Genomic DNA, 3,456 nt, shown 5'->3' on the forward strand with positions numbered 1-3,456 from the left:
CACGAGGGCCAGCAGGGCGAACGGCCTGGCCCGCCGGAGGCGGGCCGGTGTCACAGACATGAGCGGTCTCCTGGGGGTTGGGGGCCGGTGGCGTCCCACCACCGGAAAATCGACCTGTAGGTCATGCGCATGACAATGACTTGGTTCGGTATTTCGGATGTTGATCGTGGTAACGGACAAGGTTCGATGATAGGAAGCACCCGAAAGGTGTCAACAGATCGCGCACGTCCGATACTTCGACCATCGAAACCCGAGGTCAGCGGCGGCCACGGTCGCCCGGAGCCTCCCGGCCGGGGTGCAACAGCTCGGCGACCAGGTCTCGCGCGTACTGTTCGTCCGTTCCCGGGACCGAGAACACGACGCGGAAGTAGAGGGGGGCGACCACCCGGTCGAGCACGCGCTCCAGCGCGGGTGCCGTCTCGCCGCGCTCGGCGGCGGCGTCCAGCGGCGCCCGGAAGCGGGCACCGACCCGCTCCAGGCAGGCGCGCAGGCCGGCCCGGCGTTCGTCCACGTCCGGCGCCACTTCCGCGCGGAAGAACGCCACACCGCCCGGCCGGGACAGGTCCGCGAGCGTCCAGACCGCCACCCGCTCCAGGTCCTCGCGGAGATCACCGAGCAGCTCGGGCGCCTCCTCGTCCTGACGCCGGTCGGCCACGTCCGCGAGGAGGGCGGAGGCCGTACCCCAACGGCGGTAGACGGAGCTGGGGTTGACGCCGGCACGGCGCGCCACCGCGGGGATCGTCACCTTGTCGGCGCCGACTTCGTGGACGAGTTCCACCACCGCGCGGTGGACGGCGGCACGCACCCGGGCACTCCTGCCTCCGGGGCGGCTGTCTTTGCTTTCGACGGACACCCGCGCATCTTAAAGCAAAGAGTTGTGCTTTAGCCAGAGAGATGCTTAGGCTGGCTAACGCAAAGATCAGTGCTTTAGTCACTCTTCCGTGGAGGAACCATGCCCCCGCACGAGGACCCGTACCAGGCCGCGCACCAGCTCGGCACGCGGTTCCACGCCTTTCTCACGGCCGGCGACTGGGACGGCATCCGGTCCCTGCTCACCGACGACGCCACCTGGACGCTGCCCGGCGACAACACCATCTCCGGTACGGCCGTGGGCGCCGACGCGGTCGTGGAACGCGCCCGCAAGATCGCTTCGTACGGTCTCGACTTCCGGCTGCTGCACATCCTGGTCAGCCGGGAGAACATGGCGCTGTCCCTGCACAACACCGCCCAACGGGGCGATGTCCGGCTGGACGAACACCTGTCCACCGTCTGCCGTCTGCGCGGCGGCCGGATCGCGAGCATCGAGACCTACCTCTCGGACGTGCCCGGCATGAACGCCTTCTTCGTCTGACAGCGCCGTTCTCCGTCTCCACGCCGGGCCGCCGAGCGGCTCAGCCGAGGAAGAACCGGGCCAGGGCGCGGGCCACGGCGGGGGCGTCGTTCTCCATCGGGATGTGGCCCGCGCCGGGTATCCGGACCAGAGTGGTGCGCGGGATCTCCGTGGCGAACCGCTCGGCGTGGGCGATCGGCTGGAACCGGTCCTCCTCGCCCCACACCAGCAGCTTCGGTGCGGTCGACGCCCCGAGGGCCGGGAGCACGGACAGGGTGTGCCGGTGGTCCGCGGCGGCGGCCAGGCACAGCCACGAGCGGACGGTGCGGGCGTCGGTCCACGGCTGAAGGTACTCGGCGATCTCGGCCTCCCCGGCCGGGCGGCCCAGCGCGGCCGTGAGGGCGGTCCGGCGCGAGGCCAGCAGCTCCTGCGGGGTGACGGCCGCCCGTACGGCCGGATCGCGGAACCGGGCCACGGCCGGGACCGGCCAGGAGTCGTAACTCACCGAGTTCACCAGTGCCATCCGCCCGGCCTCCGCGTCCTCGCCCACGAGCAGGTGCTGGGCGATGGCGCCCCCGATGTCGTGCCCCGCCACCCGCAGCGGCCCGGGCAGCCCGAGGGCGTCGGCGAACCGCGCGACCCAGGAGGCCAGGGACGGGACCGCGGCGGTCTCCACCGTCAGCTCCCCGGCCGAGCGTCCCAGACCGGGCAGGTCGACGGCGATCGGCCGCAGGCCGGCGGCGGCCAGGTCCCCGAGCACCGGCAGCCAGACACGGCTCCAGTAGGTGCCGTGCAGGAGGAGGACGGCCGGGGCGCCTTCGCCGCCGGCGGTCAGGTAGGAGGCGGGCAGGCCGTCGACCTCGACGGCGGCGCGGCGGACTGCGGCTGGCGCGGTGGTCATGGCGGGACTCCTGAGACGATCGGTCGGGGTGGGATGTGGACACCCTTCTGCCATGGCGTACCGGCGGGCAAATAATGGCGGCGGTATGCGCGCATGCCCGTCCCGGCATGATCGCTGGTGACCGGCCGACAGCTCTGGGGAAGTGTGATGCGTCTCTCACAACTACGCGTCCTGCTGGCCGTGGCGGACCACGGCGGCTTCACCGCGGCGGCGGAACGGATGGGGATCTCCCAGCCCGCGGTCAGCCGTGCGGTCGCCTCCCTGGAGAGCGAGCTCGGGGCCCGGCTGGTCGTCCGGGGCCGCGACGGCGTCCGGCTGACCGAAGCCGGTCGGCGCGCGGTCACGCACGCGCGCGAGGCGGTGCGCCACTTCGACCTGGTGCGCACCGAAGTGGCGGCGGCCACCGGCGAGGTGACGGGCGAACTGCGGCTGGCCTCGCTGCCGACCGCGACCAGTGCCCTGCTGGCGCCCCGGATCGCGGAGTTCACCGACCGCCACCCGAGGGTGCGGGTCCGGCTGCTGGAGGGCTTCGACCGGGACGTACGGGCCTGGCTGGACCGGGGGGCCGTCGAGGCCGGGATGGTGACGCTGCCGGCCCCGGGACTGGACGTGGTGGAACTGGGCGCGGACGAGATGGTGGCCCTGCTGCCGGCGGGCCATCCCCTGGCGGACGCTCCGGCCGTACCGGTGCCCGCCCTCGCGAAGGAGCCGTTCATCCTCTCCACCGGCGGCTGCCGCCCCGTGATCCGGGACGCGGCCCGGCAAGCGGGGGTCGAACTGGACATCGCGTTCGAGGCGGCCGAGCTGTCGGCGATCGCCACGATGGTGGGCAGCGGACTCGGCGTCAGCATCGCGCCGACGCTCGGCCGGGGGATGTGGCAGAACACCGAGAGCGCCGTCGTGGCCCGGCCACTGCACCCTCGCCTGCACCGGACGCTGGCGCTGGCCTTCTCCCCCGCAGGCTCTGCGGCGGGGGGCCTTTCCCCGGCGGCGCGGGCGTTCCGGCGACTGGTATGGGAACACGCGGAACCGGGACCGACCCGGCCGGCCCCGGTGTAGAGAGGATCATCCGGCGGCCCCGGACGAAACGCCTACAGTGGACATCGGCCCTCCTCCGCCTACGGCCCTACGGCCCCTCTCCTACTGTTCGGCAGACGCGCATGACGTACCCCTCCGCAGATCCCGGCGACGACGGCCTCGACGCCTTGTTCGGCCTCGACGCGCT

4 protein-coding genes are annotated in these 3,456 nt (G+C 72.5%); 2 read left to right on the forward strand and 2 right to left on the reverse strand.

What is annotated here, in order from left to right; genetic code table 11:
* Positions 1 to 256: 256 nt before the first annotated feature.
* Positions 257 to 805, reverse strand: coding sequence for a TetR/AcrR family transcriptional regulator (locus H5J33_RS38450; RefSeq protein ID WP_309485506.1), 549 nt, complete (start codon positions 803 to 805; stop codon positions 257 to 259).
* Positions 806 to 952: 147 nt separating this feature from the next.
* Here H5J33_RS38450 and H5J33_RS27955 point away from each other — a divergent pair, with 147 nt between their 5' ends.
* Positions 953 to 1,351, forward strand: coding sequence for a nuclear transport factor 2 family protein (locus tag H5J33_RS27955; protein WP_181797615.1), 399 nt, complete (start codon positions 953 to 955; stop codon positions 1,349 to 1,351).
* A gap of 40 nt (positions 1,352 to 1,391) precedes the next feature.
* Here H5J33_RS27955 and H5J33_RS27960 read toward each other — a convergent pair whose 3' ends face one another.
* On the reverse strand, positions 1,392 to 2,231 hold the full coding sequence (locus H5J33_RS27960) for an alpha/beta fold hydrolase (RefSeq protein ID WP_181797616.1): 840 nt from the start codon (positions 2,229 to 2,231) through the stop codon (positions 1,392 to 1,394).
* A 147-nt stretch (positions 2,232 to 2,378) separates the two neighbouring features.
* On the opposite strand from H5J33_RS27960, the gene H5J33_RS27965 reads away from it, so the two are divergent.
* On the forward strand, positions 2,379 to 3,290 hold the full coding sequence (locus H5J33_RS27965) for a LysR family transcriptional regulator (protein ID WP_220212809.1): 912 nt from the start codon (positions 2,379 to 2,381) through the stop codon (positions 3,288 to 3,290).
* Positions 3,291 to 3,456 lie beyond the last annotated feature (166 nt).

The organism is Streptomyces sp. WELS2, assembly GCF_013870595.1.
GTDB lineage: Bacteria > Actinomycetota > Actinomycetes > Streptomycetales > Streptomycetaceae > Streptomyces.

Coding starts and splice junctions, on each gene's coding strand:
- H5J33_RS27965 (WP_220212809.1), top strand. CDS start 2,379: ATGCGTCTCTCACAACTACGCGTCCTGCTGGCCGTGGCGGACCACGGC.
- H5J33_RS27960 (WP_181797616.1), bottom strand. CDS start 2,231: ATGACCACCGCGCCAGCCGCAGTCCGCCGCGCCGCCGTCGAGGTCGAC.
- H5J33_RS27955 (WP_181797615.1), top strand. CDS start 953: ATGCCCCCGCACGAGGACCCGTACCAGGCCGCGCACCAGCTCGGCACG.